Annotated in this window: 12 protein-coding genes; 5 read left to right on the forward strand and 7 right to left on the reverse strand. The window is 38.6% G+C overall.

Translation table 11 applies throughout. From position 1 onward, the window contains the following. Nucleotides 1-44: 44 nt before the first annotated feature. On the reverse strand, nt 45-230 hold the full coding sequence (locus tag GQR38_RS15950) for a hypothetical protein (RefSeq protein ID WP_024591811.1): 186 nt from the start codon (nt 228-230) through the stop codon (nt 45-47). A gap of 248 nt (nt 231-478) precedes the next feature. On the opposite strand from GQR38_RS15950, the gene GQR38_RS15955 reads away from it, so the two are divergent. Then, the gene (locus GQR38_RS15955; protein WP_165722584.1) at nt 479-1,219 is read left to right on the forward strand and encodes a peptidylprolyl isomerase; all 741 of its coding nucleotides are present in this window, start codon (nt 479-481) and stop codon (nt 1,217-1,219) included. A gap of 64 nt (nt 1,220-1,283) precedes the next feature. On the opposite strand, the gene GQR38_RS15960 is transcribed toward GQR38_RS15955, so the two are convergent. Further along, nucleotides 1,284-1,700 (reverse strand): MAPEG family protein, encoded by a 417-nt coding sequence (locus GQR38_RS15960; RefSeq protein WP_024593147.1) that lies wholly within the window; start codon nt 1,698-1,700, stop codon nt 1,284-1,286. A 239-nt stretch (nt 1,701-1,939) separates the two neighbouring features. Here GQR38_RS15960 and GQR38_RS15965 point away from each other — a divergent pair, with 239 nt between their 5' ends. Further along, a complete protein-coding gene (locus GQR38_RS15965; protein WP_165722582.1) occupies nt 1,940-4,822 on the forward strand; it encodes an insulinase family protein in 2,883 nt (960 codons plus the stop codon). A 248-nt stretch (nt 4,823-5,070) separates the two neighbouring features. Here GQR38_RS15965 and GQR38_RS15970 read toward each other — a convergent pair whose 3' ends face one another. Continuing rightward, the gene (locus GQR38_RS15970) at nt 5,071-6,453 is read right to left on the reverse strand and encodes a Na+/H+ antiporter NhaC family protein (protein WP_007582429.1); all 1,383 of its coding nucleotides are present in this window, start codon (nt 6,451-6,453) and stop codon (nt 5,071-5,073) included. A gap of 317 nt (nt 6,454-6,770) precedes the next feature. Between GQR38_RS15970 and GQR38_RS15975 the strand changes: the two genes are divergently transcribed. Beyond that, nucleotides 6,771-7,277: a GNAT family N-acetyltransferase gene (locus GQR38_RS15975; RefSeq protein ID WP_101217035.1), complete on the forward strand. Its 507-nt coding sequence runs from the start codon at nt 6,771-6,773 to the stop codon at nt 7,275-7,277. Here the strand turns inward: GQR38_RS15975 and GQR38_RS15980 are convergent. From GQR38_RS15980 to GQR38_RS15990, 3 genes are read right to left on the reverse strand one after another with little or no spacing between them, the layout of a single operon-like run. Further along, on the reverse strand, nt 7,274-7,882 hold the full coding sequence (locus GQR38_RS15980; protein ID WP_007582431.1) for a PqiC family protein: 609 nt from the start codon (nt 7,880-7,882) through the stop codon (nt 7,274-7,276). The genes GQR38_RS15975 and GQR38_RS15980 overlap by 4 nt on opposite strands. After that, on the reverse strand, nt 7,882-9,537 hold the full coding sequence (gene pqiB, locus GQR38_RS15985) for an intermembrane transport protein PqiB (RefSeq protein ID WP_007582433.1): 1,656 nt from the start codon (nt 9,535-9,537) through the stop codon (nt 7,882-7,884). The genes GQR38_RS15980 and pqiB overlap by 1 nt, the downstream gene beginning before the upstream one ends. Then, entirely contained in the window at nt 9,534-10,700 is a 1,167-nt protein-coding gene (locus GQR38_RS15990) for a paraquat-inducible protein A (protein WP_010553945.1), read from the reverse strand. Before GQR38_RS15990 ends, pqiB begins: the two co-directional genes overlap by 4 nt. Before the next feature lie 221 nt (nt 10,701-10,921). On the opposite strand from GQR38_RS15990, the gene GQR38_RS15995 reads away from it, so the two are divergent. Then, on the forward strand, nt 10,922-11,611 hold the full coding sequence (locus GQR38_RS15995; RefSeq protein WP_346774075.1) for a transporter substrate-binding domain-containing protein: 690 nt from the start codon (nt 10,922-10,924) through the stop codon (nt 11,609-11,611). Here GQR38_RS15995 and GQR38_RS16000 read toward each other — a convergent pair. Further along, a complete protein-coding gene (locus tag GQR38_RS16000) occupies nt 11,600-12,415 on the reverse strand; it encodes a thioesterase family protein (RefSeq protein ID WP_010553943.1) in 816 nt (271 codons plus the stop codon). The two genes, GQR38_RS15995 and GQR38_RS16000, sit on opposite strands and share 12 nt — an antisense overlap. 240 nt (nt 12,416-12,655) lie before the next feature. Here GQR38_RS16000 and dnaK point away from each other — a divergent pair, with 240 nt between their 5' ends. Further along, nucleotides 12,656-14,569: a molecular chaperone DnaK gene (gene dnaK, locus GQR38_RS16005; protein ID WP_008171317.1), complete on the forward strand. Its 1,914-nt coding sequence runs from the start codon at nt 12,656-12,658 to the stop codon at nt 14,567-14,569. Nucleotides 14,570-14,587: the final 18 nt, after the last annotated feature.

Raw genomic sequence — 14,587 nt, forward strand, 5'->3', positions numbered from 1 at the left:
AGTTTAAACTAGTTCTATGCTAAAAAAACGTACTTATTTACATTTTATTTGGAAGGGGCTGTTAATTGGTTTGTGGCAGCACGTTCACGACGCTTCAACTCCGTATTCGCATACTCTCGCTTGTGGTGATTAGTACCTATCATCCAGGTTAAAAAGCTTGCAGGCAGTTTTGTATAGGGTTCGCCTTTGTGTAAACCAAAGTCGCAAATTGCATGTTTAGTGTGTGGCATTATAAGATCCTGTTGTTTTGTGTTTTTTAAAGGTAACAAAAAGTAGCCATACTCTTAAGATGATTTAATTTTAAATAATTAGATTTATATAGCTAAAAAGAATATAAGTAATGGTATATGTGATTAATTTGTTATCAACACGGTCTAATTTGTATCAACTCGCACTTTAGAATCGATTTTGATCGCCTATGGCATTAATGTGTTAACGCATTAACAATTATCTAAAAATATAACAACAGGAATACAACATGAAAAAACTTTTACTTGGCTCAGTACTCGCCGCAGCAAGCTTTACAAGTGCTGCCACTATTGTCGAAATGAACACGAGCCAAGGTGTCATAGAAATTAACTTGTTTGATCAACAAACACCTAAAACAGTTGCAAATTTTTTAAGTTACGTTCAAGACGATTCATATAACGAAACAGTAATTCACCGCTCTGTTAGTAACTTTGTTATTCAAGGGGGAGGATTTACATTTTCTGACTCGCTAGATGCGATTACCACAAAGCCTGCTGTAGAAAATGAGCCTGTTTTTTCTAATGTTAAGGGCACCATTGCGATGGCTAAACTATCGGGTGATGCTAATAGCGCAACAAGCCAGTGGTTTTTTAATATTACAGACAATAGTGCAGCACTTGATACGCAAAACGGTGGCTTTACTGTGTTTGGACAAATTACTGCAGCAAGCCAATCAACGTTAGATAAAATTGCAGCATTAGTACACTGTGGTGAAACACCCGTTGTTGGTATTACTTCTGAACAATGTGCAAGCACTGATGTAACAATTAGCAATGCTAATTTAGTGACTATTCAAAACGTGGCGGTAATGGATGATGATCCTAATTCAGCCGCAGGTCTTACTGTTACTGAAAATACGCTAATTGATTCTGACACATCAACAGATTCAGGTAGCAGTTCTGGCGGCGGATTAATTTGGCTTTTAGGTGCTTTTTTACTTGTGGTTCCTCGTTTAAAACGTGCTAAATAATTAAAATTAACGGTAATGTGGATGGCGTAAACCAGCCGCCCACATTATTATTAAACTTTGCTGTTTAAAGTAATACTCGCCAAACCATCGCAAGCCAAATTGAAAACACACAAGCACAACCTAGTAAAAACACTTTAAAACGTGCGCGTACGTTATTTTCACCTAAATGAATAACACTATGCACAATACGTGTTGCTACAAATAAACAGGCCAGTATAGCCACAAGTGTACTGGCGCTATTTAGCTGTAGTGCAAGTAAACACCCCGCGTAAAAAAGCACAGGTATTTCAAACTGATTTGAAAAGTTTCTATCTGCAACCCTAATAGTGTCGCCAGCCTTATCTAATTGCATTGTTTTAAAATCGCTTAAATCTAATTGTTTGTTTTTAGCTGCTGCAAAGCGCCTTTTACCCATAATGAGCATGACAACCAGTGAAAGCGTAACTTGTGCAAACATGGCAAGTATGATGATTTTTTCCATTGTTTTTCCTTATTATTATTTAGAATTTGCGTATCTTTTGATATTGAATGATTTTTAATCTCGCAAGGTTGGCAGACTCCCAACTAATATCCGATTATGAAGACATTTTTCACAATGTGTTACACAAAATAGCGTTATTTTGTAGAAAGTTATTAATTGAAAATGTTAGTTTAGCTTAACTATATTGCTTTGAATTGGCGCACGCTATTTTGCGCAATACTTTTTAATGGAAAACAAAAATGAAAAAGATTATTGGTTTTAGTGCTATCGCACTTGCAGTTTTAAGTGGTTGTTCAAATACAGCTTCGGTTTCTGTGGCGCCTCCGGCCTCTTTATTATCAGACACGTTAGTTGTAAGTCCTAACGATAACCGCGAATATAAAACACTTAAATTAGCAAACGACATTGAAGTTATTTTAGTGTCTGATCCGGGTGCTGAAAAGTCAGCAGCGGCACTAAGTGTAGGTGTAGGTTTACTACACGACCCGATGTCGCAACAGGGTATGGCGCATTATTTAGAACACATGCTGTTTTTAGGCACTGATCGTTACCCAGATACAAAAGGGTATTCTGATTTTATGACCAAAAATGGTGGCGCGCACAATGCGTATACTTGGCTCGATATTACTAATTACATGTTTAAAATTAATAACGACGCGTTTGATGAAGGGCTAGACCGTTTTGCCGACTTTTTTAAGGCACCTAAGTTATACCCTGAATACACAGACAAAGAAAAAAATGCAGTAAACGCAGAGTGGTCAATGCGTCGCGAAATGGACTTTTTTGGTCAATTTAAACTAGCGCGTAAAATGATGGGCGATCACCCCGCTAATCGCTTTTTAATTGGTAACCTAGAAACACTTGGTGACAAAGAAAATAGTTCTCTTCACAAAGAAACGGTTGATTTTTATAATAAATATTATTCTTCAAATGTCATGAAAGTAGCGCTTATTTCTAATTTACCTATTGCTGAAATGGAGCAAAAAGCACAAAAATACTTTGCTGATATAAAAAATAAAAACATAGAAAAACCAACAGTAACTGCAAAGCTTGATTTTGATAACGCTGGCGGTAAACGCGTGTTTTATGCACCAAATGAAGATGTAAAACAGCTACAACTTGATTTCACCATTGCTAATAATAATAGCGAATTCGCGCTTAAACCAAACCGATTTGTAGCGTATTTACTAAGTAATGAAATGCCGGGCAGCCCAGCGCAACTGCTTCGTGACAAAGGGTGGGTATCTCAGCTTTCAGCTTCAGCTGCACCAAATCAATATGGTAATTACGGGTCATTAAACGTAAACGCAGAGCTTACAGATGAAGGCATGAAAAATCGTGACGAAATAGTTGCGACTATTATGCAGTACATCGATTTAATTAAAAAAGAGGGCGTTGATAGCAAGTACTTCAACGAAATTCGTACATCACTAAATAACCAGTTTAAGTTTTTAGAAAAAGGTGATGAGTTTAATTATGTAAGCTCACTTACACAAAGCATGCAAGACTATCCGTTAAATCACGCTATTAATGCACCTTACTATTATGCAAAATTTGATGCTAATGCGGTAAATAAAGTACTTGAGCAGTTAAATGCCGATACTCTTCGTATTTGGTATGTATCGCAGCAAGAAGAGACTGACTCGCAACTACACTTTTACGACGGCAAATACCGCATTAGTGATATTGGCGATGATGAAATTGCCAGCTGGAAAAAACCAAGCGAATTTAAGTTAGCACTACCAACTGTAAACAATTTATTGCCTGAAAATTTTGCAATAAAAACTCAAGCATTTAAAGAGCAAAAACACCCAGAACTTGCTTACGATAAAAATGGTGTAAAAGTATGGCGCCAAGCAAGTCAAAAATTTGCAGAACAGCCAAAAGGGCTTGTCGAAGTTTATATAAATACTCAACCAGGTTTGAACGATATTAAAGCAGAAGTACTTTATTCTGTTTGGGCTGATTTATACAATATTCAACAAAGTCAGTTAAGTACCGAAGCAGCAATCGCTGGTATGAGTGTAAGCCTTGCGCCGAGTAATGGTCTCGTTTTATCTATGAGTGGTTTTACAGATAAACAAGATGTATTGCTTAAACAGGCTTTAACCGGATTAAAAGCCGATGAAACAGCACAAGCATTTAGCCAAGCAGTTGATCGCTTTAAACGTAATTTACTAAACCAACAAAAACAGTTTCCGTATGCACAAGCATTTGGCGAGTATTCAAAACTAACGCGTACAGGTGGTTTTGATACAGACGCGCTTATTAAAGCCGCTGACTCAGTGAGTGTTGCCGACTTAGCACAATTAAAAACAGCTACGTTTGCACAAAACGATTTACGCGTATTTAGTTACGGTAACTACAATCAGCAAGATATAGACGCGATTGCAGACGAATTAAGTGCAACGCTACCAAGCAACCATAAACGCAGTGAATTTGCGCGAAGCAAAGCATGGTTGCCACAACCGGGCGAAACGCTGGTACTGCAAAAAGATATTGATGTAGCCGATGTAGCGGTGGTTGATATGACCGTTCACCCTGTTGCGGGTTACAAACAAAAAGCAGAAGCGGCTGTATTACAAAGCCACTTTAGAACAGTTGCGTTTGATAAAATGCGTACTGAGGAGCAACTTGCATACGCAGTAGGTGCATTAGCTCGCCCAATCGAGGATTACTCTGCAATTGGTTTGTATATTCAAACACCGGTTAAAGGTCCTAAAGAAATACAAGCTCGTTTTGATAAGTTTAAAAAAGAATACGCAGTTGAACTTGATAACATGAGCGAAGAGACTTTTGAGCAGCTTAAAAATTCAACCCTAGTATCGCTTAAAGAGCAGCCTAAAAATTTAAGTGACGAAATGAGCCCACTTATAAACGATTGGTACCGTGAAAACTTTACCTTTGATTCTAAGCAAAAGCTGATTGATGAAGTTGAAAAAGTAACGCTCGCAGATATAAAAGACTACTACAAGCAAACAATGCTTAATCCTAATGCGGCACGTTTAAATGTGCAATTACGTGGTACTAAGTTTATAGAAAGTGACTTTGCCGATTTACCAAATCAAACTAAAATCACAACGCTTGATGCCTATTACAATGGTATTAAACTACAAAAATAAGCTTTATTTACGCAGCTAAAAATAAACCCCAATGTAGTAATACATTGGGGTTTATTATTTATCTCACTATATTTACTAATAATACCAATTCGCTTAATTAAGTGATCTATTTTGAGGATGGAAGAACGTGTTGATAGCTAGGCAAAAAATTCGCTATTTAGTTGTTCTAAATGAAAATTTTTTAACGCAGGTAGCGACACGTTTAGCCCCGCAAAATGATTAAGTATTATTGCGGATTGGTATAATATTTAAGCCATTATTAAAAAGCCTATAACAGCTAATGCCGCAGCAATTAGCGTGTAAGGCAATTGTGTAACGGCATGGCTCATTAAATTACAACCAGAGCCTTGCGCTGCGAGTACGGTTGAATCTGAGTAAAAACACGCTTGGCTACCAAAAGAAGAAGCCGATAATAGCGCACCAATGACCAGTGGTATGTTTGCATCAACCGCATTTGCCAGTGGCATAACAATCGGAATTGATACAGCAAAAATACCCCAGCTAGACCCTGTTGCAAACGCTAAAATAGCCATTGAAATAAATACCACGGCTGGTAAATATGCTGCGGTCATATAAGGGCTTAAGCTACCAATAACAAACTGAGGCAAACCAATTAAGTCGCATACGTCTTTGAATATAAACGCCGCTATAACAGTACCAATCGCGGGGATCATACTTTTAAAGCCATCAAGCATGCGCTCAATCATTTCACTTACGCTCATTAATTTTTGTAGCGCATAAAACGGGAGAGTGACCGCCATTGTTGCTAGTAAGCCTTTGTATACGTCTATTTCAAAGTAAACCGTAAACGCAACCAGTAAAATAATCGGTACTAAAAAGTTACGTAATTTACCTTTAGGATCAGCGTCTTCAAAGTTTTCTTCAGCTGCTTTTACTGCGTATTCATCTGCTGTTTGAACGTTATTGTATTGAGCTGGATCGACTTGAGCTTGCTCAATTTGCGCCATTTGTTCTGCTTTTTTCATTGGACCAATCGCAGGAATAACACCCAACACAACAAGTAAAACAACAAGCACTGCAAACCACGCGTAAAACATGTACGGAATAGCTTGAATATAAACAGCAATACCTTTGCCTTCTTCAGCAATACCGTTATCTACCAATAAGCCACTAAAAAATACCGCCCAGGTAGATAAAGGGACAAGCACACAAATTGGTGCAGCAGTAGAGTCTACAACATAGGCAAGCATCTCACGGCTAACTTTAAATTTATCGGTAATGCGTTTCATGGTCTCACCCACAGTAAGCGCATTTAAGTAGTCATCAATAAAAATAACCACACCTAAACAAAAGGTCATAAACAACGATGAACGCTTACCTTTGGTGTACTTAAGAGCTAGCTTGCCAAAAGCTGATGCGCCCCCTGTGCGCACTAACAGTGCGATTAAAGCGCCAAAACCACCACATACAAGTATTAGCCAGCCGATGGTTTCGTCTGTCATCACTTTTAGCGATGTACTCGCAAAGTTAGTAAGTACCTGTGCAGGATCGGCTATAACTAAACCAACTAAAGCACCAATAAGTAAAGATAAAATAGGGCGGCGTAATACAACAGCCAATACAACCACCACTAACGGTGGTAGTAAACTCAACGCAGAAGGTTCAAGCATTTAAGTATTCACAAAATTAAAAGCATGCATCAAAATTAAATTAATTTTCAAGCTGCTTATACAAAAACAAAGAAGATGATAAGTTTGTTGTTAAATCATTTTCCAAGTCACTGCTTTTGTACGCGTGGGAGGGACACATAAACAGTTATGTTAAATAGCTGTTTAAATGAAACGCGTTGGCTTTGGCGCCAGACGGTGCAAGGAGTGCAAACCGCTATTGTTGTGCCTGTAAAAACATCGGCGCAAAAATAATCCGCTTTTTAATTTCAGTCAACAAAAATTTACATGCTAAACAAAGTTTTTTAGAGGAACTTACATTGAACGCCGTACTTAAAACAAATCGTCTGTTGTTACGCCATGCAAATGAGCTTGATGCAGCTATTTTACTTAAGCTAGTTAATCAGGCTAGTTTTATAGAGCACATTGGTGATAAAGCAATTTATACCCTTGATGATGCCAAGTCATACATCAATCAGTCATTTGTTGCTTCTCATAAATACCAAGGCTTTGGGCCTTATGTTATTACTTTGCATAATGCTGTAGTGGTTGGCGTTGTTGGGTTTTATAAACGAGCAGCGTTACAACAACCTGATTTAGGTTTTGCACTTGTAAGCGGTTTTGAAAAAAAGGGCTATGTTTTTGAAGCGGCCAGCGCACTTTTGCGCCATAAGCATGAATTTGGAATTACAAAATTGTGTGCAATAACATCACCAGATAATAGGGCATCGCAGAATGTGTTGTTAAAATTGGGCTTTAAAATAGAGGGCAAGGCGGTTATCAATAATGATCAAACCGCCGTAATTATATTTTCGCTTAATGATTAAAGTCTTGCTTGTTCTATTTGTTTTGCAACATTTAGGTTTATATTTAGCCATGTTGCTTCAAGCGTTGAAACTAAACCGTCGTATCCATCATCATCTATAGGCACTAGGTTTGAAAAATTATGAATACTTATAAGACGTCGGCCTGTTTCAGGGTGTGTGTAATATAAACGCCAAAGCCCTGAAATATCAGCGTTACCTTCCATGTCGCCATTAAAGTGGTGAATTTCGTATTCAAGCTCATAAAACGTTTGCTGATCGAGTTCAGTAATGACCGGCAAGCCCTTTATTACCATCCAATTTGGCATAGCATTAAAAAGAGTTTGCTGGGCTGTTGCAGTGAGCATTACATCCGGCGATTCGCCCCACAGGTTGTAATTTGCGGCATGAATTTGGTTGCTATCTATTTTCATAGCAATACCTAAATTATTTAAAGCACCTCTAAGTACAACTGTTTGTATTCTTAATTGTGCGTCTGTGTCTGTCACATTTCGAGACGAGGCACCAATAGGCTGCTCAAACTGGTAATACTGTGTCGCAGTTTGTATTGATGAACTACAACCTGCCAATAGTAATAATAAACTTGCAGTTAAAAATAACGATTTCATTATTGCTTCCTTGGTTTTGGATCTGCTGGTAATGATTTATCAAAAATTAGCATATTAGGTTGCTCGTTTAATCCGCGAGTTAGAGGCTGTAGGCCCTCGCTTAAACGTTTAAACTCTTTTAATGTTTGCTGTATTTGATGATGAAGTTCAGAGCCTGCTTGGTAACTGGCCATGGTTTTATCAAATTGGCGCATAGTTACTTCAAACTGCTCCATACTTTTTGTCATCTTTTCGAAATTACGATTAAAGTCGCCTGGTAAGTTTTGTGTATCTTTTTGGCTTAGTAACTCTCGCATTTCATTAGCAAGCGCTCGGTAATCGGTAAATGTGGCTTGCATTTGTTCTAAGCTATCTTCAACTTTTAAGTTATTTACTTTATTAAGTACGTCAGAGACTTGGTCTGCTAATACGGTTATGCCGCTAGAAATACTCGGAAAAACATCATACTGCACAAGTTTACCTAGGTGTGCTTGCGGTGCATCTGGGTATATATCAAAATCAACGTATACTGCACCCGTTAATAAATTACCAGGCTTTAACGAGGCGCGCATACCACTTTCAATCCAGCCTTTTAAACTACCTTGCCAATACTCTTTAGCTGAGGCACTGTCGTGATACAAGCGTCCGTATTCTACTTTTATAAGTACTGGAACCGCCGTATTATGGTTTCTAAAGTGGGCAGGTTTACCGTCAATAATTACATTGGCAGGGGTTTCAACAACAGTACCTACACGCATACCTCTATATTCGACAGGAGCACCTGTGCGTAGTCCTCGAACTGATTGTTCAAATTCAATGAGGTAGTAATCAAAATCGTAAAAGCGCTCTTCTAGCGCTTCTTTATAGCTTTGGCTTAATGAAAAGCTATGCCCATCTTGTGCTATTTCACCCGGGGCCTGTTGCTCAGGTAAGCCAACCGAAATACCGCCTTTTAAAAGTTTACTTAAAGAGCCCGTATTAATATTGATGCCATCGGCAGATAGGTCAATTTCAATCCCTGCGTTCACCCAAAAAATAGAGTTCATGGTGATGAGATTTTGATAAGGTTCTTTAATAAATACGCCGTACTTCATTGCTTGGTTTTCCCAATCAAAAGTGGCGGTTTCTATTTGCCCTATTTTGTAATTTTTGAAAAATATACCGGTACTCACATCAAGCACTTCAGCGTTGTAACTCATTAATTTGAAACGGCCACCTTTCACATCTTTACCAATGAGGGCGGGTTCGTCTTGTAATTTAAAACGCTCTTTTAGCTCTTTACTTTCACCGGGTGAAAACTCTAAATATACACCAGACAATAGCGTGCTCATTCCGCTAATACCCGTTTCATCAATGCGTGGTTTTACGACCCAAATTTTGGCATCATCGGTTAATAAGTTATTGTAGTTTTTGTCTATTTGCGCACGGGCAATAACGCTGTCTTGGGTGTCTGATAGTCGAACATGATCAATTTGACCTATTTTTACACTGCGCACTTTTATTTCAGTTTTACCTGCAATAATGCCCTCAGCTTGTGGCATTTCGATAAAAATTGTAGGGCCTTTATTTGCTTGGTATTGGTATAACATCCACATGCCCACTAACAGCGCAATTGCCGGAATGATCCAGATAGCGGAAATTTTCGGTTCTTTTGTTATTTCGGCAGTTTCGGTCATGCTTTGTTCTCTGATTTTTTGTTTTTAGGGGAATCCCACAACAAGCGTGGGTCAAAGGCATGGGCAGCCATCATTTGGCATATTACCATAACTGTAAAAAATACAATGCCTAATCCTGGTGTTACTGACATTAAATTACCCAGTTGAACTAAGGCAACTAAAATAGCAACCACGAATACATCTATCATCGACCATTTTCCAATAAATTCAGTAAGTTGATAAATTCGGGTGTAACTTTTTGTATGTCTATTGGCAGGTCTCGTTACCATAAAGCATAAAAAGCTCAATACAAAAGCTTTAGCAAGTGGCACCACAACGCTGGCTAAAAATATAATAGCGGCAATAGGGTAGGAGCCACTTTTCCAAAGAGTAATAACACCACCAATTAAAGTTGAAGGGGATTCATCCCCAAGACTAGTGGTATGCATAATAGGCAAAACATTAGCTGGAATATAACAAACAACAGAGGTAATTAGCCAAGCTGCTGCTTTTTGTACGCTGTAAGGATTTCTAACGTGCGTTTTTGTATGGCAACGCTGACAAATATTACCGGTACATAGTTGATGGCACACATGGCAGGCTTTAATATTTTCATCTATTGCACGTTTAGCATGCTCTGCGCCTTCGAGTACTTTTACAGGCTTTATTTGAGCCCATAAGCGTGGGCGATTTAAGTGAACAAGCGCAGCTATGTATAAAATAACAAACCCCACATAAGCCCAAAAACTCGTGCCAAAGCTAATATCAGCCAGCGACATGATTTTAACCATACTAACAAGTACGCCAATTAAAAATATTTCCGACATAATCCACGGTTCTAACGCAAGGGTGAACTTTAGTAGTCGCCTTGCTATGCCCTCTGGTAATGTTTTTAAAAGCCCAAGATGCAAAGGAATTAAAATAAGAAGCAAACCCATAGGCAGAGCAATAATGCTCAAATCAATAAATAAGCCAAGCAGTTCACTATCATAATTAAATAAAATTCGAGCCGCGTCGGGCAGAGTAATAGTTTGAGTAATACCACTACTGCTAAAAGAAATAAAAGGGTAAAACATACTGCTCAGCAGCATTAATAGTGCGCTAAAGCTTAGTGCAACTATACGACTATCGTGATTAACATCGGCTTCGCAAAGTTTATGGTGGCAATGTGGGCATATCGCCATTTGTTTTGCGATTATGCGAGGTATATCTATGATCAGATCGCAGCAGGGGCATACAGTTTGCAATTTAATACCAAGCAAGAAGAATATTTCTTCAATTTTGCTATATTTAATACATTAATACAACGCGTTCTGCCATCAAGCTGTTCGTTATATAAAGGAAGCGTGTGAAATATTATTTTTACTACATATTAATGTGGCTCTTTGTTTGCTCGCAAAATGCTGTGGCTATTAATAAAGAGCGAGAGATAATCATCGCTGCGAGCGCATCAATTCCACCCTATGTTTTTGTAAAAACGGACTCGGGTATACACCTAAATTTAATAAAAGCCGCGTTAAAGGCCAATGGATTTGCCAATATTAATGTGCAATATATGTCGAATAAACGGGCTGAGCATCAATTACATAATAAAGGAGTAGATATACTTTTAAATTATGCTGGAGGAATTAGTGCGGGTATTTATCCAAGTAAAACGGTACTTAGTTATGAAAATGTAGCTATTACACTCAAGCGAAATAAATATAACATTGATAAAATAGAAGACATGTTTAATAAAAACGTTCTTGCTTTTCAAAATGCAACGGCATATCTGCCTCCTATATTTAAAAGGAATGTTAAACACTTTAGCTCATATCAAGAGGTTATTAATCAAAAAGCGCAGGTAGATAAGCTGTTAAAAGGTTGGGTTGATGTAATTGTGTTAGATAAGCGTATTTTTTACTATTACTACAATCAACATAAATCCCCCGAAGCTGTACAAATTTACACATTATTTCCAAAAGCAGATCGACCTGCTTATTTTAATAACCTCGTTTTAGCTACTGAGTTTGATATTGGTTTGGCGCTCATCAAGCAAAATGGTACTTATAAAAGGATTGTTGATGAAGGCCAAACCCATTCATCAATCAAATAAAGCCACTGTTTGACGTGTAAGCGCTATTAGCTCACCCGACTGCGACCATATACAGCCATCCTCTAAACCGTAACCATCTTTTGAATGATGAGTGATTGCTTCAAAGCCAAGCCATTCTCCAGGTGTTAAGTTTGGCTCTTGCACAAATTCTAAATACCACGACATGCTACTTGCAGGAGCGGGTTGTTTAAACATTTGTAAAAGTGTTGGCGGCCATGCATCGGTCAATGCAATAACATGAGCCTCTGTAATTTGCTCTGGGGTGTGCTTAAAGCGCATCCAGCCACCTAAGTGAGAGGTTTCTGCACTACTAAATGGCATACCCCCTTGCTGTGGGCATAAATCAACATGCTGAAAAAATTCAGGCATCTGACCTTTTATAAAAGGTAATGTATGGCGCTCATCTACTGGCTTTAAACCCAAAGACTTCGAAACAGGCACATTAATACCCGACTCTCTACTTTTAGCAAAACACGCTTGTACAATTACGCACACTTGTTCATTTTGAATCGCTTTGGCGAGTACCTGTGTACTGCTTTTACCTTGGCGCAGTATTTCAATTGATAAAGAAAAAGGAGTATCGGCAAGTAATGGTCCTACAAAATTAGTACTGAGTGAAAGTAAGCGACGATCATCCGTTACCTTACCTCTGATTGCTTGATACAACAGTGCGGCTGAAAGCCCACCAAAAGCAGTTCTGCCTTGGCACCAGTTTTCTGGAAATTGCATTGTACTATTTAATTGTTCTGTATTTTCGGCTTGACCAATTTTTTCCGCTTGTTGAAGTAGTTGCTCAAAATGCATAGAAGATGTCCTTTCGTAGTGTGATTTAATAAATTTATAACACAATCAAACTAGTCAGACCAGTAATTAAAAGCGTCCCTGGCGGTGTAAAAATCACCATTCCTTACAATTATTAGGGTTATTTTGTAAATAAATCACAAAAAATGAATTTTTTTTCATTTTTACAGTTGAAATAAGTTTGGAGCAACCCTATTTACTAGTCATCGAACGTTTAACGAATATTGAAGTTGGAGAGATTTCATGGGTAAAATTATTGGAATAGATTTAGGTACTACAAACTCTTGTGTTGCAGTACTTGATGGTGGCAAAGCACGTGTTATTGAAAACGCGGAAGGCGATCGCACAACCCCGTCTATTATTGCTTATACGCAAGACGGCGAAACATTAGTAGGTCAATCTGCTAAGCGTCAAGCGGTTACTAACCCGACAAACACATTATTTGCAATTAAGCGTTTAATTGGTCGTCGTTTTGAAGACGAAGAAGTACAACGCGATATCGGCATCATGCCGTTTAAAATTGTTAAAGCCGACAACGGTGATGCATGGGTAGAAGCGGGCGGCGAAAAACGCGCTGCACCACAAATTTCTGCTGAAGTACTGAAAAAAATGAAGAAAACAGCTGAAGACTTCTTAGGTGAAGAAGTAACTGAAGCCGTAATCACAGTACCTGCATACTTTAACGATTCACAACGTCAAGCTACGAAAGATGCTGGTCGTATTGCGGGTCTTGAAGTTAAACGTATTATCAATGAGCCAACGGCTGCGGCACTTGCTTACGGCATGGATAAAAACCGTGGCGAAAACGTAGTTGCAGTATATGACTTAGGTGGCGGTACTTTCGATTTATCAATCATTGAAATTGATGAAGTTGAAGGCGAGCACACATTTGAAGTACTAGCTACAAACGGCGACACTCACTTAGGTGGTGAAGATTTCGATAACCGCGTAATCAATTACTTAGTAGCTGAATTCAAGAAAGATCAAGGCTTAGACCTTAAAAATGATCCGCTTGCAATGCAACGTGTTAAAGAAGCTGCTGAAAAAGCAAAAATTGAACTTTCATCTGCACAGTCTACAGAAGTAAACCTTCCGTATGTAACTGCTGATGCATCTGGTCCTAAGCACATGAACGTGAAACTAACACGTGCTAAGCTTGAGTCACTAGTTGAAGATTTAGTAACTAAAACAATTGAGCCACTTAAACGTGCACTTGCTGATGCTGATTTATCAGTAAGCGACATCAACGACATTATTCTTGTTGGTGGTCAAACACGTATGCCTTTAGTACAAAAAATCGTTGCAGAGTTCTTCGGTAAAGAGCCTCGTAAAGATGTTAACCCTGATGAAGCAGTAGCCGTAGGCGCAGCGATTCAAGGTGGTGTACTTGCTGGTGACGTTAAAGATGTACTATTACTAGACGTTTCTCCATTATCTCTAGGTATTGAGACAATGGGTTCAGTAATGACTGCATTGATTGAGAAAAACACGACGATTCCTACTAAGAAATCGCAAACGTTCTCAACAGCTGAAGATAATCAATCTGCTGTAACAATTCATGTACTTCAAGGTGAGCGTAAACGTTCAAGCGACAATAAATCACTAGGCCAATTTAACCTAGAAGGTATTCGTCCAGCACAACGTGGTACACCACAAATCGAAGTAACATTTGATGTTGATGCCGATGGTATCTTACATGTATCTGCGAAAGATAAAGATACAGGTAAAGAGCAAAAGATTACGATTCAAGCATCTTCAGGCTTAAGCGATGACGAAATTGAAGCGATGGTTCGTGATGCAGAAGCACATGCTGAAGACGATAAAAAGTTTGAAGAACTTGTAGCTGCTCGTAACCAAGCTGACGCTCTAGTTCACGGTACTCGCAAGCAAATTGAAGAAGCTGGCGATGCATTACCAAACGAAGACAAAGAAGCAATTGAAGCTGCTGTTGTAGATTTAGAAGCTGCAATTAAGAGCGACAATAAAGAAGAGATTGAAGCTAAAACTCAAGCTCTTGCTGAAAAGTCTCAAAAACTAATGGAAATTGCTCAAGCGAAAGCACAGCAAGGTTCAGCAGACGCTGGCGAACAACAGTCAACTAAGCAAGACGACGACGTTGTTGATGCAGAGTTCGAAGAAGTGAAAGACGACAAGTAATTGTTGCTACCGCTTCTC

Source organism: Pseudoalteromonas sp. c7(2019) (genome assembly GCF_011378625.1).
GTDB classification, from domain to species: Bacteria; Pseudomonadota; Gammaproteobacteria; order Enterobacterales; family Alteromonadaceae; genus Pseudoalteromonas; species Pseudoalteromonas arctica.

Excerpts from the sequence above, each read along its gene's own strand:
- GQR38_RS15950 (WP_024591811.1), bottom strand. The coding sequence starts at position 230 with ATGCCACACACTAAACATGCAATTTGCGACTTTGGTTTACACAAAGGC.
- GQR38_RS15955 (WP_165722584.1), top strand. The coding sequence starts at position 479 with ATGAAAAAACTTTTACTTGGCTCAGTACTCGCCGCAGCAAGCTTTACA.
- GQR38_RS15960 (WP_024593147.1), bottom strand. The coding sequence starts at position 1,700 with ATGGAAAAAATCATCATACTTGCCATGTTTGCACAAGTTACGCTTTCA.
- GQR38_RS15965 (WP_165722582.1), top strand. The coding sequence starts at position 1,940 with ATGAAAAAGATTATTGGTTTTAGTGCTATCGCACTTGCAGTTTTAAGT.
- GQR38_RS15970 (WP_007582429.1), bottom strand. The coding sequence starts at position 6,453 with ATGCTTGAACCTTCTGCGTTGAGTTTACTACCACCGTTAGTGGTGGTT.
- GQR38_RS15980 (WP_007582431.1), bottom strand. The coding sequence starts at position 7,882 with ATGAAATCGTTATTTTTAACTGCAAGTTTATTATTACTATTGGCAGGT.
- pqiB (WP_007582433.1), bottom strand. The coding sequence starts at position 9,537 with ATGACCGAAACTGCCGAAATAACAAAAGAACCGAAAATTTCCGCTATC.
- GQR38_RS15990 (WP_010553945.1), bottom strand. The coding sequence starts at position 10,700 with ATGGCGATATGCCCACATTGCCACCATAAACTTTGCGAAGCCGATGTT.
- GQR38_RS16000 (WP_010553943.1), bottom strand. The coding sequence starts at position 12,415 with ATGCATTTTGAGCAACTACTTCAACAAGCGGAAAAAATTGGTCAAGCC.
- dnaK (WP_008171317.1), top strand. The coding sequence starts at position 12,656 with ATGGGTAAAATTATTGGAATAGATTTAGGTACTACAAACTCTTGTGTT.